Source organism: Desulfonatronospira sp. MSAO_Bac3, assembly GCF_003838035.1.
Lineage (GTDB): Bacteria > Desulfobacterota > Desulfovibrionia > Desulfovibrionales > Desulfonatronovibrionaceae > Desulfonatronospira > Desulfonatronospira thiodismutans.
The window spans coordinates 1-15,598 of record NZ_QYZY01000308.1; the positions used below are offsets into that span (position 1 = coordinate 1).

Genomic DNA, 15,598 nt, shown 5'->3' on the forward strand with positions numbered 1-15,598 from the left:
AGCGTATCTTAAGGCAGGAAACCCGTAATGGACAAGTGTTCTATTCCGGGTTATGATGAAAGATAAGAAAGTTGAAAGCAGCCGTTTTAAAAAAATGTGCCGGATAGATATCCAGTTCAGGAGGGGTCTGCTAAAGACCGGACCAGCCTGTGCAAAAGGCAGTCCTGCCCTTGCCCGATTCTATCCAAAATACCCGTAAGGAACGTAAAGATATAAAAGCATGTCTGCAATATACATCCTGTCCCGTAACCAGGGCCTGCAAAAACTTGTTGAAGAAATTTGTCAGGCGTATTTCCCCGAATCCTCAGTGCGGGTTCTGGAACCAGGCGAGCTTGAGGATCTAATGGTCCATTCTGAAATAAACGTCTGTATCCTGGATGAGCAGGTTGTACGGGATTACCAGGATGGCCCGTCCCTGGCACTGCGCAAAAAGTTTCACGAAAGCGGGTTTTCCATTTTAATGCTCTACCAGGACGAGGAACCGGCCAAGCTTGCAGGCGAGGTGCAAGCGGACAGCGTGCTGAATGTTACCTGCAGCCGGGGTGAATTTAAAAGCCGCCTGGAGCACCTGTTTTTAATCAGCGAGCTGCGCGCCATGAACCTGAATCTCAGGGCTCAGCTTGACTGGCGGGTCAACAGGATGGACACCCTGGAGCAGGAACTGTGGCATACCAACACCATCCTCAAAGCGCTCAGCCGCTGCAACGAGATCATCATAAAGGCCGATGACGAGCAGACAATGCTGCAGAATGTGTGTCAGACCATCTCCAGCCAGATAGGCTATCCCCTGGTCTGGGTTGGCTATGCCCGCAGGGACAGTGAACAAAGTGTTAAAATAATGGCTTCCAGCGGCCCCAAAAAGGAACTGGCAGGAGAGCTTAAAATCCACTGGGATGAAAGTCCATACGGGCAGGGGCCCACTGCTGCGGCCATAAAGACAGGCCAGCCGGCTTATGTGGATGACGTGAACAAAAAGCCCGAAATGAAGTGCTGGGCCGAGATTTTCAACAAGGTCGGCATCAAGGAGGTTTTATCCCTGCCCATTGCTTATTCCGGAGTGGGTTTCGGAGCTCTGACCATCACCTCGCAACGCTCGGGGGGTTTTACAGGGGAGACCAGGGAATACTTAGAAAGCGTGGCCCGGAACATGGGCTACGGGGTATGGTTTTTGCGCCACCGGGCCAAGAGAAAACAGGTGGAAAGAGAGCTGCAAAAGACCAACGAGATTTTCACCCTGGCCATGGAAGCCACCCAGGATGCCATATGGGACTGGGATATCCGTTCCGGCACAACCTATTTCAGTCCCAGGTGGTATACCATGCTGGGATACGAGCCTTACGAACTGCCCCAGAACTATGAAAGTTTTCTTGCGGTTATTCATCCTGCAGACAAGGACCAGGTCAAGGAAAAGATGGATGAGTACCTGCGACAACCTCAGAATTTTTCCATTGAATACAGGGCGGTAAGCAAGAACGGAGAGACCCTGTGGATACTCACCAGGGGCAAGGTGGTGCAAAGCGATGAACAGGGCCGGCCTCTGCGCATGGCAGGGACCAACGTGGATATGACCGAGCGCAAGCTCATGGAACAGGAACTGAGCCAGGCCAAGAAGTCGGCTGAAACAGCCAACAGGGCCAAGGACAGGTTTCTTGAAAACATGAATCACGAACTGCGCACCCCTCTGAACGGAATTATGAGCGTTCTGCAGACCCTGGCCGATTCCGAACTGAAACCCGCGGAAAAAGAATATGTAGAAATGGCCCTTAATTCATCAAGTCAGCTTCTGGCCTCTTTGAACAAGATACTTGAACTGTCCTCGCTGCAGGATGATATCCAGCAGGTCCATCCACAGCCTTTTGCCCTGCATGAGGAAATGAGCAAGCTGGTGAGTTTTTTTCAGCCCCAGGCCCGCAACAAACAGATCGGCCTGGAGCTGGATATTCAGGAAGATGTGCCCTCCTGGCTGGTTTCCGATGTGGGGATGCTGCGCCAGATCGTATGGAACTTAGTGGACAATGCAGTCAAATTCACGCATGAAGGAAAGGTAGTGTTGAGGATTTCAAAACAGTCCGACAGCAGACAGGACAGCGAGGCCACCACTGTTCCTCTTCTTTTTGAAGTAGAGGATACAGGAGGCGGCATCCCCCATGAAATGCAGAAAGACATCTTTGAGCCGTTTGTTATCGGTGAGCACGATATTCAGTTCAAGCGCTACCAGGGCACGGGTATCGGTCTTAGTGTATGCAGGCAGCTTGTACGTTCCCTGGGCGGGGAAACAGGGGTTGAATCCAGAAAGGGCCTGGGAAGCACCTTTTATTTTATTCTGGAACTGGAGCCCGGACGGGAAACAGAAGAAGACCTCCCGGAATACGAGGAGATTCTAAATCCGGAAAACAAATGCATACTCATAGTGGAAGATGAAAAAATAAATCTCATGCTCATAAGGCGCATGCTGCAGAAGAAGGGGTTCAATGTGCTTACCGCCATGGACGGGCGTGAGGCCCTGGAGGTGCTGAAAAGCAACCAGGACATCTCACTTATCCTTATGGATGTCATGGTGCCTGTACATGACGGGTATGAACTGACCAGGATGATCAGGAAGGGTGATTTTGACGGACTCAAACAGGTTCCCATTGTCGCTGTCACCGCCCTGGCTGATGCTGCAAGCAGGCAGCACTGTTTCGAGGCCGGCATGAATGCCTATCTTTCCAAACCGGTGGACAACAGTGAATTGATGAAAATGATTCGCAGATACCTGGTCAAGGCTCAGTAGTCAGAGGTCAGAAGTCAGGAATCAGAAGTCATTCCAAGTTGCAATCAAGATGATTTCTCCAGACAGTTATGAATATCACTAAGTTCGGAAAACCAGAAAAAAATTTTACCACCCCGGTTGAATGGAAGAAATTCAACGGGGCAGGCAGAGGACACAGAGGTACACAGAGTTAGCAGTGTCATCTTACGCCTTTTTCTCTGTGAATCTCTGTGGTGTCAAACATTTGATGACAATGGGCATAAAGATCATCTTGAATGCAAATCGGAATCAGAAGTCAGAGGTCAGAAGAGAAAGGCAAACCCATTCAGCCGTGAATCAAGGAATTTTAGCTTTTATGGAAACAGCAGAAGCGTCCCATTTTATCCAGGATATAATCGAGCAGGATCTTAAAAGCGGCAAGCATAATACCGTGGTGACCAGGTTTCCCCCTGAGCCCAACGGTTATCTGCATATCGGCCATGCCAAGTCCATCTGTCTCAATTTCGGGCTGGCAAAAAAGTACGGCGGACGGTGTCACCTGCGTTTTGACGACACCAACCCCAAGAAGGAAGACCCGGAATACGTGCATTCCATCATTGAGGACGTAAAGTGGCTCGGTTACGACTGGGGAGAGCATCTTTACTATGCCTCTGATTACTTTCAGCAGTTTTATGAGTATGCACTTCAGCTTATCCAGCAGGGACAGGCCTATGTCTGCAGCCTGGGTCCGGAAGAAATCCGCAGTTACCGGGGCACCCTTACCCAGCCGGGCCGAAACAGCCCCTACAGGGAGCGCAGCGTGCAGGAGAACCTGGATCTTTTTCAGGAAATGAAAAAGGGGAGCTTCGAAGAAGGAGCCCATGTTCTGCGGGCAAAAATCGATATGGCTTCTGCCAATATCAATATGCGTGACCCGGTAATCTACCGCATCCTCAAGGCCAGGCATCACCGGACCGGGGATGCCTGGTGCATTTACCCCACTTATGATTACGCTCACTGCTTGTCGGATTCCATAGAGGGCATCACTCATTCCCTGTGCTCTCTGGAATTTCAGGATCACCGGCCCCTTTACGACTGGTTTCTGGAGAAACTGGGGGTAAAATGTCACCCTCAGCAGATAGAGTTCGCCAGGCTTAGCCTGAACTACACGGTAATGAGCAAGCGCAAGCTTACCCAGCTGGTTCAGGCAGGCCACGTACATGGCTGGGACGATCCCAGGATGCCCACCATATCCGGTCTCAGACGCCGCGGATATACACCGGGTTCCATCCGGAAGTTCTGCGATCTCATCGGGGTGGCCAAAAGCGACAACGTGGTGGACATGTCCCTGCTGGAGTACTGCATCCGCGAAGACCTGAACAGGCGGGCTCCCAGGTATATGGGGGTATTAAACCCGGTCAAAGTGGTCATAACCAATTATCCCGGGCAAAGTTCAGAAGAACTGGAAGCCATAAACAATCCCGAGGACGAGAGCATGGGAACGCGCAGTATTCCCTTTTCCGGGGTGATTTATATCGAGGCTGACGACTTCCGGGAGGACCCTCCCAAAAAGTATTTCCGACTGGCCCCGGGCCGCGAGGTCCGTCTGAGGTATGCCTATTTTATTACCTGCCGGGAAGTGGTCAGGGACCCGCAAACAGGCGAAATCCAGGAGATACGCTGCACCTATGATCCAGAGACCAGAGGCGGGGATTCTCCGGACGGACGCAAGGTCAAGGGGACCCTGCACTGGGTGTCGGCGGCTCACGCTGTGCAGTCCAGCGTGCACATTTATGACCGCCTGTTTTCCAGGCCCAATCCCCTGCAGGACGAAAAAAAGGGCCTTGGTTTGGATGATACATTGAACCCGGATTCACTGCAAAAGATGCATGGCTGCATGATGGAGCCGGCTGTTAAAGAGCTTGCCCCCGGGGATTTTCTGCAGTTTGAAAGACTGGGTTATTTTTGTGTAGATCCGGAAAGCCATCCCCAGAGTCCGGTTTTTAACAGGACTGTTTCTCTCAAGGATACCTGGGCCAAAATTGAAAAAAAGATGCAGAACCAATGACCAGTCCTCTGCCCTGCACATTGACCATTGCCGGATCAGATCCAGGAGGTGGAGCCGGGATTCAGGCGGACCTCAAGACATTTTCTATGCACAGGGTCTACGGCCTGTCAGTGATCACGGCCTTGACCGCCCAGAATACCACCGGGGTGCAGGGTGTTTTTGCCCCTGAACCGGACTTTGTGGCCCTGCAGCTGCAAAGCGTGCTGGATGATTTTCCTGTACGTGCAGCCAAGACCGGGATGCTTTTTTCGGCGGATATTATATCCGCGGTGGCCGGGGCCCTGAAAGGCGCGGACTTTCCCCTGGTTGTGGACCCGGTCTGCGTAAGCCAGAGCGGGCACAAGCTCCTGCAGGACGAAGCTGTGCAGGCCCTCAAAGATAAAATCCTGCCCCTGTCCGCCCTTATCACCCCCAATCGTCCCGAAGCCGAGCTTTTGACGGGCATGCACCGGATAAGTTCCAGAGATGATATTCTAAAGGCCATAGTCAGGCTGCAGGATATGGGTGCAGAGGGTGTGCTTTTAAAGGGCGGGCATTTCAGTCCGACTCATGATATCACCGACTGGCTGGGCATACGGGGACAAGAGCCCCTGGCCATTACTAAGGCAAGGGTCAATACAACCAGTAATCACGGCACCGGGTGTACGCTTTCGGCAGCCATAGCAGCCAACCTGGCCCTGGGCATGGATATGCAGGCAGCGGTGGTCAAAGGCAGGGACTATCTGCAGCTGGCCCTGGAGAAAAGTTTTCCCCTGGGAAGGGGCCACGGTCCGGTGAACCACTTAGCTGCCCTGAGCTGAAAGTAGAAACACAGGGCTGCGGCGTTTACTTGCCGCCAAGTTCCCTGCTGCGGCGGGCGGCCTCCTGTACTGCTTCCAGGACAGCGGCCTTGACCGCTCTTTTTTCCAGTGCTCCCAGCCCGGCTGTGGTGGTACCTCCGGGGGAAGTGACCATCTCCTTCAGCTGGGTGATATGACATTTTTCCTTGTGGGCCATATGGGCCGAGCCTGCAAAAAGCTCCAAAACCATCTCCGTGGCCTGGGCTCTGCCAAGACCCATATACACCCCGGCATCCACCATGCTTTCCATGAAATAGTATACATAGGCTGGACCGGACCCGATAAGGGCGGTAAAGGCATCAAAGGATTTTTCCGGAAGCACGTGCACCTGGCCCAGGTCCTGGAAAAGACCCTGAATAAACCCGGCCTGTTCCGGGGAAAGGGTGTCATCCTCCAGGCAGAGGGCGAACACGCCGCGTCCAACCAGGGCCGGAGTGTTGGGCATTACCCTGACCACCGGACAGGCCTTGTTGCTCCAGAAGGCAAGGTCTCCGGTTTTCACCCCGGCTGCCACTGAGATGAGGCATTTGGACCGGTCCAGGCTTGAGGATATTTCTGCCGCCACAGCGGGCGCAAGACCCGGCTTGACCGCCAGCACTACATAATCGCAGTCCCTGGCCAGCTCTGCAGGACCGGGCTGTTGCTTCAAGCCGCATTCACGGCCCAGGCGCTCCAGGCATGATTTGTCCGGATCATAGCCGTGCAGTTCGAGATCCTGCCGATGAGCAAGGCCCTGGACCATGGCCCCGCCCATATTGCCTGTACCGATAAGTCCAAGACGCGCTTTCATCTAACCCACCATCTCCATTTTACTGAAAAAATAGGCCATTTCCACCTGTGCTGTTTCCGGGGCATCAGAGCCGTGTACCGAGTTTTTTTCTATATCCAGGGCATAGGCCTTGCGGATGGTGCCTTCCTGCGCATTTTCCGGGTTGGTGGCCCCCATGATCTCCCGGTATTTGTCGATGCCGTTTTCTCCTTCCAGGATGCTGACGACTATTGGTCCCGAAGACATGTAGTCGGTAAGGCTGTCAAAAAAAGGCCTGTCCTTATGTACATCGTAGAAGCCCCGGGCTTCATCCTTGCTCAGGCGCAGCATTTTCATGGCCACGATTTTCAGGCCGCTGTCCTGAATCATTTTCATGATTGCACCCTGCAGGTTTCTTTGTACTGCATCCGGTTTGATGATGGAAAGTGTCCTCTGAGTCATTTTTTCTCCTTTTTTATTTTAAGTATCTTATTTAATCTGCACTGGCTGTATGGCCGTCACTGGATGAGGAAACGGCCCGGATTCTCTGCTGAAGCAACAGTTCGTCCACACTGGCCATGTTTATTTTTGCGTCCCTGTTTTTGCTCCACTGTTGCAGGGCTTCAAGCGTTTCCGGATACGGGTGCCCTATGGCCACGGCCATGCCGTGCCTGGAAGCCAGCTGCTCCGCCTTCTGCAACTGGTAGGTAATGGCCTGGATGCTCCGGACATTATCCAGAAAGACATGGCGCTGCATGAAATCCAGGCCGGTTTCCCGTGCCAGACGCCGGGCAACGCTGTCTGGAGTGGTTACGCTGTCCAGAAAGAACATGTCCCTTTTTTCAAGCTCTTCAAAGACTACCTGCATTCCCTCGTAATGCCGGGTAAAGGCCGACCCCATGTGATTGTTCATCCCTGTGGCCTGAGGCACCTGCTCCAGGCTGTGCACAAGCTGACGTCTTATTTCCCGGGGGGTCATGTCCACAAAAAGAGCGCCCGGGCCCGGTTCTACTCCCCGGTGGTATGTATCCGGCTCCATGGGCATGTGCAGCATGACCTCGAAATCTTTTTTTGATGCGAATTCCGCTACTTCTTCCGTCTTGTGCAGGTAGGGAAGAATGGAGTATGTTACCGGAAAATTAAGTTCAGCGAGCTTCCTGGCAAACTCCAGACATTCTCCAAGATCGTCTATGATGATGACCAGACTGCCCGATCCCTTCTGCCTGTCCGGCTTTTGAATGCCCAGGTGCAGAACGTGAGTGGTATGTCCTGAAATGTTTATGGCCCACTTCTGACGCTTGGGATCCTGAGGCTTGATCTCCGCGTTGGCTACAAAGCTGTCCAGGACTTTTTCCAGCTGCCGGATGAACTGTTTTTGCCTGTCATCGGTATAAATAAACATTTCCTGGAAATTGAAGGGAGTGCCGTAAAAAAAACGGTTGTCCACGCGGTTGCGAAGGATATGGCCCTGATCCTTGCCCATCCTGTCCAGTACATTCAAAATGGCCATATCAGCCTCCCAGACTCTCTGCTCGAAACCGGTACCCACTTTTTCCTCGTAGGTAAACTTTCTGTCTGTGGCAGTCAGGGTCTTGCCGGGGTCAGAAGAAGTGTGGGTAACTTGTTCTTTTTTTTGAGCAAGTGTTTCTGAGCTGGTATCTGCAGACTGTTTTTTGGGAGGCAGAAGCAGGATTCCCAGTAAGGACACAAGGGTGATGACGGTTGCTGCACCCCAGAAAAAATATCCCAAGGGGAAATTTTTCCGGGGAGCAGCTTTTTTTTGGGAACCGGTTTTATTTTTGCCGGAGGTGGCCATGGGTCTTGTTGATCAGTTGTAGCTCAGTTCCTGTATTCTGGGCATGGAACGCAGCAGTTCCAGGGCCATGCGCAACTGGTTGTCCTCATCCAGCAGTTTCTGCACTTCCTCGGAATAGCGTTCTTCCTCGTCGTCAGGCCTTTCATCCGGCTGATCAATGTGAAACTGCATCATGGATTCCTGCATTTCCTGCTGCTGTTCATCTTCATCAACTGCATCAACCCGGTGGGGAATATGAATGTCCGGTGCTACACCTTCGGCTTCAATGGAGCGTCCGTCGGGAGTGTAGTAGTTGGCTATGGTCAGTTTGATGGCCGACCCGTCAGCCACGGGGAGGATGCTTTGCACCGAACCCTTGCCGAAGGTGGGCTCCCCAAGCAGCAGGGCACGGTTCCTGTCCTGCAGGGCCCCGGCCACGATTTCAGAACCTGAGGCGGATCCGGCGTTGATGAGGACCACCATGGGGGAAGTAACGTCCTCGGCGCTGCTGGTGGCTGAATAGTCCTTGCGCTGCGCTTCTTCGCGGCCCTGGGTATAAACGATGAGTCCGTCATCCAGGAAGATGTCGGAAACTGAAACAGCCTGGTCCAGGAGGCCTCCGGGGTTGTTTCTAAGGTCCAGAACAATGCCCTTGATCTCTTTTTCCGAAGAGTACTTGCGGATTTCCTCCTTGAGGTCTTCGGTGGTGGTGGCCTTGAAGTCAGTGATGCGCAGGTGCAGGTATCCTGATTCCAGTTCCTGGCTTTTGACTGAGTGCACCGGTATATCGTCGCGCACGATTTTTACTTTTTCAGGGCTCTGAGAGCCTTCAGAGAGGATGGTCAGTTCTACGGGCTCCCCCTTGGGGCCGCGGATTTTGTTTACTGCGTCTGTAAGGGCCATGTCCTGGGTGGGCTCCCCTTCAATTTCCATGATCACGTCCCCGGGTTCAAGACCTGCTTCGTAGGCCGGTGTGCCCTCTATGGGTGAGATGACCACAAGATTGCCGTCCCGGATGCCTATCTGGATGCCTATGCCTCCGAACTTGCCTTCAAAATCCTCCTGCATCATCCTGAGCTGATCCAGGTCTACGTAGGAGGAGTGGGGATCAAGGTTGCGCAGCATCCCCTGGATGGCTCCCCGGATGAGATCCTCCCGGTCTTTTTCTTCTACATAGTTGTCTTCAATGAGATGCAGGACCTCACTGAACATTTTGAGGCTGTCCATATCGTTGTCCCTGGCCTGGCTGGTCCAGGGGGCAACAGTAAGGAGCAGCAGAATTGCAATTGTACCTATCAGGTGGTTTATACGCATTATTGCCTCCAGAATATTTTTGTTTGGGGTATGGCAAAGCATATCAAGCTTTGGTGATCAGCTGTTTTTGTGTATCATGTCAGCGCTTTGCATGTGGCATGGGGACTGGCTCTCCCCGCACTTATTTTTAAAACCTGTCAATCAACCTACAGAAAAATAAGTGCGGGGGTGCCTGTCCCCTGCTTTCCTTAAAAGCGCTGACATGATACGTTTTTGTTAATTTTTTGCAGACACATCTCAAGGCTGGAAGAGCTGTCATGACTTGCTCAACCAGTCATCAGGATTAATAGGTTTTTGCTGTAAACGCAATTCAAAATATATGCCATGAGTATTTATTTCCGGGTAATATCCTGCCTTGCCGATGGTTTCACCCTGTTCCACATCCTGGCCTATGGCGACGGTGCTTTCGGACAGGTAGGCATAAAGCGAGTAGTAGTCATCTCCATGAAAAATAATAACCACTCTGCCGAAACCGCGCAAGGTATCATTATGCACTACTTTGCCCCATGAAATGGCCCTGACCGGTGCATTCTCCTCCAGGGAAATGCTCTTGCCGTTGTGGGGAGGGCTGTCCGAAGGACTGAAGGACATCTTGACTTCGCCGCTGGCAGGCCATGGCAGATGTCCTTTAAGTTCCTCAAATTCTCTTTCGGTAACCACCTTGAGACGGTAGTTCAAGGATTCGATTACATCCATGATTTCTTCCACCATCTCTTCCCTGGCCAGTTTTTCAGCCCTTATTTCCTGGAGTTCCCGGACAAATTTCAGCTTTTTTTCCAGCAGCCGGTCTTTCAGCGCGTTGACATCTCCAAGCTGATCCTCGAAATCCTCCTTGGCGCTCTGCAGATCAGCCAGCCTCCCCGTGATCTGCCTGGTCTGCTCATGCAGCCGGGCCAGGGTGATGTTCATTTCCTGGTGGATGGCCCTCAGCCATTGAACCTGACGGTCCATTTCGGCCCAGTCCTGCATATCGGCCAGTCCCTGACTGCGGCTTTCTATGTATATGGGCCACAGGTCGGCCATGATGTCTCGGGCCCTGGACCTGGTTTTGTCCCTTTCCCGGCTGAGATCCTGGTATTCCTGGAATATCCTTGCTTCCCTGGCCTGCAGGTCTGCCAGCTTCTCTTCCTGGTTTTGCAGATCCCTGGAGATTTCGTCCAGCCTGTCTTCAGTTTCGGCCAGCCGGGAATAGACTTCTCTTTCCCTGGTACTCAGGCGATCCAGGGTGCGTTTATGTTCGCTGACCTCTTCCCTGCGGCTTTCAATTTCGGATTCAATATCCTCGGGATGAGAGGCCGGAGCGGGCCCGGGGAGCATGATAAAACACAGCAGCAAAATGATCAGCAAAGAAAAGCCTGGAAGCATGCCTGCTGTATTTTTTATACCGGCAGGAGCCTTGTCAATGGTATTTAGAACTCCCGGGAAAAGATTTTTGTTCAAGAGATAAATAGTTGTCACCCTGGTATTTACTATAAATACGATCCCAGCGGACATCCGTCGCACCGGGGGTTGTTCTTGTTGCACCACTTTTTGCCGGTTCGCACCAGCAGGGCGTGGTATTCGTTGTATAGTGCCACATCCCTGGGCAGGCGGTCCATGAAAAAATCTCTGAGTTCATGATAATCGATATCTTCATGTACCAGCAAATGCCTGTTGAGTATGCGACTGGTATAGGCGTCCACTACAAAGCTTGGCTTTTCCAGGGCATACAGCAGGATACTGTCAGCTGTTTCCGGGCCTATGCCTTTTACCTGCAGCAGTTTGTCTCTGAGCTGCTGCAGGTCCTGGCTGGACAGATCCGGGAGATGATAAGCGCATTCCAGGCGCAGAAACTCCAGCAGATTCTTGAGCCTGCGGGCCTTTATCCTGAAATAGCCCGATGGCCTGATGAGTTCGGCCAGTAACTCGTCGTCCAGAGAGGCCATTTTTTCGGGGTGCAGCAGGTCGCGGCTTTTCAGGTTGTTAATGGCCTTTTGAACATTGGACCAGTTGGTGTTCTGAGTCAGAACAGCCCCCACGCAGATTTCAAAAGGAGTCTCTCCCGGCCACCACTGGCTTGGCCCAAGAGAAGCAAGGAGGGTTTCATAAAAGTGCATCAACAAGGTTGAGCTGCTCACGGCTGTCTTTCCCCCCGGCCCAGACCAGGGCCGACCATTCCTGCATATTCAGGCGGGCCGGACGGCCCAGGCCCAGAGCCTCGTATCTTTCTTCCACACTTGATGCCTGGTCCGTCAGGATCCCGGACAGAACAAGAATAGCGGAGTCGTCCAGGTGTTTGATGATGTCCGGGGCCAGCTGTTTCAGTGTGGAGGACAGTATGTTGCCCAGGATCAGGTTGAACTTCTGGTCAGGCCTGAGAGAGGAAAGGCCTCCCTCGCGCACCTCAAACATTTCCCCGACCCTGTTTATCCGTGTATTTTCCTGGGCATTTTCCACGGCTACAGGATCAATGTCCACTCCCAGCCCGCTCATGCCCAGCCTGGAGCAGGCAATGCCCAGGATGCCCGATCCGGTCCCCAGGTCCAGAAAATTTTGCCCGCTTTTCAAATACCCCAGATCCCATAGACGGGATACAGCCCGCAGGCAGAGGTATGTCGTGGCGTGATGCCCGGTCCCGAAAGCCATTTTGGGGGTGATGATTATGGGGACAGCCGCCTGTTTTTCATGTTGCAGCCAGTCCGGCAGAACCACAAATCTCTGGTCCACCTCAATGGGGGTGAAAAAGTCCTTCCAGGCATTGTTCCAGTCCTGAACAGGAACTGTTTCCTCCATGATCTCTATATGCGGGCACATTGACCGGGACACTTCTTTGAACCGGTGCCCGGCGTCCTCCTGGTGGAAATAAATGTCGAACACCAGGGCCTGTCCCGGAAGCTCCTCTTCCTCCCATCCCCAGGAAATGTGCTCGTACAAAAGGGATTCCAGAGCCTCTTTTTCATCCGGGCCGGCTTTGATTTTCAGTTTAAACATATTTTTTTATTATCCTTCCCGGGCACAGCTCCGGCACCGGCCTGGCCCTGAGCTTTTCATGCATGAGCATGTGGTGCTTGATTTCCCACATGTCCTGACGGGTTATAACAGCCGGGGTTAGAACTCCGCGGGGCAGCGTCTGCACGGCTTTTTTCAGGGAATCTCCGGCAACCCGTATCCGCCGCACCCACTGCGGGGTGAGGTCCAGACGTTCTGCTGTTTTTATGCCCGTGACACGGGCCTGTTGCATATGATTGCTGTCTTGCATGACCTGGTCAGTGTTTTTGCAGTACCTGCTCCAGGGCCAGAGCGAATTGCTCCAGGTCCTGCCCGGTTATTGTCAGGGGTGGCAAAAGCCTGAGCACGCTTTCCTGGGTCAGGTTGAGCACGAATCCCCTGTCAAGCAGGGCCTGCCATACATCCTTGCCCGGAAACTCCAGCTCAATGCCCAGCATGAGCCCTCTGCCCCTTACTTCCCTGATGGTGCCGGGGCATTTGCGGCCTGTTTCCCGAAAGCGATTTGCGGCCCACTGCCCCAGGTCCCGGCAGTAGTCCAACAGTCCGTCGCGCTGGATTATTTCCAGGGACTTGAGAGCGGCAACAGAGGGCAGTGGACCGCCTCCAAAGGTTGTCCCGTGACTGCCAGGACCAAAGGCCGAAGCGACTTCCTCCCTGGCCAGCAGGGCTCCCATGGGCAGGCCCGCGGCCAGGGCCTTGGAGGATGTAAACATGTCCGGCTCCAGGCCCTCCTGCTCAAAGGCCCACAGAGAACCGGTTCGTCCCATGCCTGTCTGGATCTCGTCCACTATGAGCAAAATATCCCGGCTTCTTTGAAGCTCGTTGATTTTTTTCTTGAATTCCGGAGACATAAGTTTTATGCCGCCTTCGCCCTGGATGCATTCAGCCATTATGGCTGCGGTGTTTTCATTCACCGCATCCTCCAGGGCCTGAACATCGTTTAAGGGGACATGTCTGAACCCTTCAGGAAGAGGGGCGAAGCCTTCCTTGATCTTGTCCTGGCCGGTGGCTGTCATGGTGGCCAGGGTTCTGCCGTGAAAGGACCCGGAAAAGGTGATGAGTTCATGGCGGTTTTCACCCCTGACCCGGCTCATATAGCGCCGCATTAGTTTTATTGCGGCCTCATTGGCCTCAGCCCCGGAGTTGCAGAAGAATACCTTGTCTAAGTGGCAGGTCTCAACCAGTTTTTCAGATAGAAGGACCTGTTCTTCCTGGTAAAAGAGATTGCTTGTGTGAACCAGTTTGCCTGCCTGGCTGCAGATGGCCTGCACGATTTCGGGGTGAGAGTGGCCCAGGTTGCACACGGATATGCCGGCCAGAAGATCAATGTACTCCCGGCCCTGAAAATCGTAAAGCCTGCAGCCCGAAGCAGTTTTCACCGCCAGAGGGTAGCGGGCGTAGGTTGGGCAGAGGTATTTTTCTGTTTTTTGCTCTAAACTGGTGTTTTCCATTTCTGTTACTCCTTGATGAGGCATCACTCTCCGGAATGACCGAATCCTCCGGCGCCCCTGGAGGTCCGGGACAGTTCCGAAACTTCTTCAAACCGGGCCTTGAACCAGGGCATGAAGATCAGCTGGGCTATGCGCTGTCCCCTGGCAACAGTCTTTGGTTCCCCGGAATTATTCAGTAATGAGACGATGATTTCCCCGCGGTAGTCCGGGTCGATGACGCCCACCCCCTGACTGACCACCAGTCCCTGTTTGGTGCCCAGGCCGCTGCGGGAAAAAACAAAGCCGGCCACAGAGGGTTCGTTGATCTCCAGGGCCACTCCGGCGGGAAAGGGATGTCTCTGCCCAGGGGCGAGGGTTATCTCGTTTTCCTGGATCCAGGCTTTCAGATCCACTCCGGCGGAACCGGATGTTGCATATTCAAGACCATTTTCACCAGGCTCGGAGTGGGGAAGAAATTTGATTTTGACGGTGATGTGGTTGTGCATATTCTCTTAATGTTTTTCAAGTTGATTCAATGGACTTTAGCGACGTCCTCTGACCTCTGACTTCTGACCTCAGAAAAAGATACCTGCTGAGGGTTTATCCTGCAAGGTTTAATTGAGCCTTGCAATTTGCATTGATGGGTGGCAAGACGGTGGCAAGAAATTAAGGGAGGTTGTCTGCGCCTGCAGACCCTTTTTAATATGGTAATGTTTACCGGACTATATTTCATTAAAAAAAGCGGAGGATATGCATGCGGCCATTAAAAGTATACAACGTCATACCCAGACTGCCCGGGGAGCTGGCCCCGCTGTGGGAGCTGGCCTTTAATTTCTGGTTTTCATGGAAACACGAGATCAGTGAGCTTTTCAGCCGGATAGATTATCAGCTCTGGCACAAGAGCGGGCAGAACCCGGTGAAGTTTTTAAATCTTTTGCCTAAGGAGACTCTGGAAGATCTGGCCGGAGACGAATTTTTCCGGGACAGGCTGCACCAGGTCAAGGCCAGCCTGGACAACTACAAAGCCAGCACCAAGACCTCCTTCGAATTTGAGAAAAGCGGTGGAGAACCGGTGGTGGCCTATTTCAGCGCCGAGTACGGCATAAGCCTTTCCCTGCCCATTTACTCCGGAGGCCTGGGTGTGCTTGCAGGCGACCACTTAAAGTCAGCCAGTGATTTAAACCTTCCCTTAGTGGCTGTCGGCATGTGTTACCAGAACGGTTATTTCCGGCAGTACCTCACCAATGACGGATGGCAGCAGGAGAGATACCCGGTCAATGATTTCGAGCAGATGCCCCTGACCCTGGTCAGGAACAAGGACGGCAGCCCCTTGACCGTCCAGGTGGACCTGGTGGAGCGCAAGGTCAGCATGCGGGTCTGGAAAGCCAATATCGGCCGTATTGATCTATATCTTCTTGATACCAATATAAGCGACAATGATCCGCAGGACCGGGAGATCACCGCCCAGCTCTACGGCGGTGACTGGGAAATGCGCATAAAACAGGAAATCGTCCTGGGTATTGGAGGCTTAAGGGCCATGCATGCCATGGACCTTAATCCCAGAGTGATCCATATGAACGAAGGCCATTCAGCTTTTGCCGGCCTGGAGAGGATAAAGCTCTTCATGCAGGATCATGGCATGTCTTTTGAGGCTGCCACGGAACTGGTGGCCTCAAGCAGTGTAT

14 protein-coding genes are annotated in these 15,598 nt (G+C 53.0%); 4 read left to right on the forward strand and 10 right to left on the reverse strand.

Annotated elements, in window-relative coordinates:
• The first annotated feature begins 220 nt into the window (after window positions 1–220).
• The 3 genes from D5S03_RS10785 (at window position 221) to thiD (ending at window position 5,599) form a co-directional block, all read left to right on the forward strand.
• On the forward strand, window positions 221–2,773 hold the full coding sequence (locus tag D5S03_RS10785; protein ID WP_287043975.1) for a response regulator: 2,553 nt from the start codon (window positions 221–223) through the stop codon (window positions 2,771–2,773).
• 334 nt (window positions 2,774–3,107) lie between these two features.
• On the forward strand, window positions 3,108–4,799 hold the full coding sequence (locus D5S03_RS10790) for a glutamine--tRNA ligase/YqeY domain fusion protein (RefSeq protein ID WP_008870854.1): 1,692 nt from the start codon (window positions 3,108–3,110) through the stop codon (window positions 4,797–4,799).
• Entirely contained in the window at window positions 4,796–5,599 is an 804-nt protein-coding gene (gene thiD / locus D5S03_RS10795; protein ID WP_008870853.1) for a bifunctional hydroxymethylpyrimidine kinase/phosphomethylpyrimidine kinase, read from the forward strand. Before D5S03_RS10790 ends, thiD begins: the two co-directional genes overlap by 4 nt.
• 25 nt (window positions 5,600–5,624) lie before the next feature.
• On the opposite strand, the gene proC is transcribed toward thiD, so the two are convergent.
• The 10 genes from proC to dut form a co-directional block, all read right to left on the reverse strand.
• Entirely contained in the window at window positions 5,625–6,428 is an 804-nt protein-coding gene (proC, locus tag D5S03_RS10800) for a pyrroline-5-carboxylate reductase (RefSeq protein ID WP_287043976.1), read from the reverse strand.
• Window positions 6,429–6,848 (reverse strand): nucleoside-diphosphate kinase, encoded by a 420-nt coding sequence (gene ndk / locus D5S03_RS10805; protein ID WP_008870851.1) that lies wholly within the window; start codon window positions 6,846–6,848, stop codon window positions 6,429–6,431. It abuts the gene before it with no gap.
• Between the two features lie 31 nt (window positions 6,849–6,879).
• Window positions 6,880–8,094 (reverse strand): divergent polysaccharide deacetylase family protein, encoded by a 1,215-nt coding sequence (locus D5S03_RS10810; RefSeq protein WP_287043978.1) that lies wholly within the window; start codon window positions 8,092–8,094, stop codon window positions 6,880–6,882.
• A 120-nt stretch (window positions 8,095–8,214) separates the two neighbouring features.
• Window positions 8,215–9,495: a S41 family peptidase gene (locus tag D5S03_RS10815; protein WP_008870849.1), complete on the reverse strand. Its 1,281-nt coding sequence runs from the start codon at window positions 9,493–9,495 to the stop codon at window positions 8,215–8,217.
• Between the two features lie 255 nt (window positions 9,496–9,750).
• Window positions 9,751–10,989, reverse strand: coding sequence for a murein hydrolase activator EnvC family protein (locus tag D5S03_RS10820; protein WP_008870848.1), 1,239 nt, complete (start codon window positions 10,987–10,989; stop codon window positions 9,751–9,753).
• Complete coding sequence (locus D5S03_RS10825) at window positions 10,965–11,612, reverse strand: endonuclease III domain-containing protein (RefSeq protein ID WP_008870847.1); 648 nt, start codon at window positions 11,610–11,612, stop codon at window positions 10,965–10,967. The genes D5S03_RS10820 and D5S03_RS10825 overlap by 25 nt, the downstream gene beginning before the upstream one ends.
• On the reverse strand, window positions 11,578–12,465 hold the full coding sequence (locus D5S03_RS10830; RefSeq protein ID WP_008870846.1) for a 50S ribosomal protein L11 methyltransferase: 888 nt from the start codon (window positions 12,463–12,465) through the stop codon (window positions 11,578–11,580). Before D5S03_RS10830 ends, D5S03_RS10825 begins: the two co-directional genes overlap by 35 nt.
• A complete protein-coding gene (locus D5S03_RS10835; protein ID WP_144311537.1) occupies window positions 12,458–12,715 on the reverse strand; it encodes a hypothetical protein in 258 nt (85 codons plus the stop codon). Before D5S03_RS10835 ends, D5S03_RS10830 begins: the two co-directional genes overlap by 8 nt.
• Before the next feature lie 25 nt (window positions 12,716–12,740).
• A complete protein-coding gene (locus tag D5S03_RS10840; RefSeq protein WP_008870844.1) occupies window positions 12,741–13,934 on the reverse strand; it encodes an aspartate aminotransferase family protein in 1,194 nt (397 codons plus the stop codon).
• A gap of 23 nt (window positions 13,935–13,957) precedes the next feature.
• Window positions 13,958–14,419: a dUTP diphosphatase gene (dut, locus tag D5S03_RS10845; RefSeq protein ID WP_008870843.1), complete on the reverse strand. Its 462-nt coding sequence runs from the start codon at window positions 14,417–14,419 to the stop codon at window positions 13,958–13,960.
• Between the two features lie 248 nt (window positions 14,420–14,667).
• On the opposite strand from dut, the gene glgP reads away from it, so the two are divergent.
• A partial coding sequence (gene glgP / locus D5S03_RS10850) for an alpha-glucan family phosphorylase (RefSeq protein ID WP_287043981.1) occupies window positions 14,668–15,598 on the forward strand: 931 nt, incomplete at its 3' end.